Genomic DNA, 1,498 nt, shown 5'->3' with positions numbered 1-1,498 from the left:
CCATTGGTGACAAGTTAAGGCTGTAAGTCTTTTGTCAAGAGGCTTTCGGAGAGTTCTTAAAAAAGAATTGGTCAGACCCTCGTTGCTTTTCAGGAAAAGGGGCAATAATTAACTTAACATTCGGTTTTCGCTGCTGTTTAATAATGCCTAAATCTCGATTTTGGGGGTCAGCAAAATACTTGATTGGATCTGTTGCTTTACCTTTATGATGAGCTATAGTAAAATGATAAAGACCGCGATAAATCATTTCTAAAGAAATCTGCTCAAAAGGTAGAGCTAGTTCATCAGCTACCGCATCACCTAAATCTACTAAAACTGCATAAAATAACCAAGTTGCCCAAATCTGTAATTTAATCCCATTGATTGAACCCGTCCATAAATAGCTTAAATCTAACAGCCTTTTTACAATATTAAAAGCTTCTTCAATCCGCCAACGTCTTCGATACAAATCTGCTACTACATAAGGGGGTAATTTTTCTGGCTCTAGCACACTTGTTAAATAAGAATGCCAGGTTTTTTCTGAACGAACTTCAATCAAACGTAAGGTAATAAACGGAGTTTTCTTCGTTCCAGACCCCAAACGTATCTTACGGTCTCGCAGTCCATAACTATCGGTAAATACTTCCTCTACTTTGATGGCGGCTCCTTTCTTTATTCGGGTAATAAAGTTAACCTTTTGCTCAATTAATCTTAACCAAAAATTAAAGTGATAAAAGCCTCTATCTAATAGTAATAACGTATTTTCGCTGGCTAGATTGAGGATATTCTCTTCAAGTTTTACATCCGATTATTTCGCATTTTCGGTAAACCAAATTTCGACTGGCAATCTAGTTACTAGATCAATTACTGTACTTATTTTCCCCGCCAATTGTCCTATTTTAGCTGACTCTAAGTTTGATAATTTCCGAAATAATGCCTCTAATATTGAACTATCTATAATCCAAATCTGCTCAAATCTTGTTAATGTAAACTGAATACTTTCTGGTAAGGTTCGTTGATTTCTCCTCTGCCAATTTGTTCTTAAACGCGGTAATAAATCCTTAAATACTTGTTCAAACAGCTCAGCAGGAAAGGTCAAAAATCTCGATCGAGAGTGCTTGTTGGCTGACGGACGTGGGATTACACCACAGAAAGCCGTCTCTCGTTAACATTCGGGTCAGCTCTCTTACCCCTGCCACATCTCGCCATAGTAAGGTTAAGACCGCAGCCATCATCAATGGCAAGTTGAGAATTCGGTCTCGAAGTTTTAGCTGACGGTAGGAATTTTCCTGATTGAGCATGGCTGGTGTCAGTAATGCTTCTAGTTGCTGGGCAATTACTTCATCCTCTATCAGTGGTCGTTGTTTCTTTTTCGCGTGGTCCCGATTGGTAGTTCTGGTCTTGGTCATGGCTGGTCATAATTGCTCAACTACTTGCCTATTCTGAGTTTCATCTATTTTTTAACCAATGTAAATACCCCCTTGACAATTTACCCATCACCTTAACTTGTCACTAATGC

1 pseudogene is annotated in these 1,498 nt (G+C 38.5%); it reads right to left on the bottom strand.

The annotated features are described in order from the left end of the window. Positions 1–34: 34 nt before the first annotated feature. Positions 35–1,334: pseudogene (locus QUB12_RS37310) on the bottom strand (IS4 family transposase). Positions 1,335–1,498 lie beyond the last annotated feature (164 nt).

Origin of the sequence: Microcoleus sp. B7-D4, from assembly GCF_036705125.1 — a bacterium.
Lineage (GTDB): Bacteria > Cyanobacteriota > Cyanobacteriia > Cyanobacteriales > Microcoleaceae > Microcoleus.
This window is presented reverse-complemented; position numbering and strand designations above follow the sequence as displayed.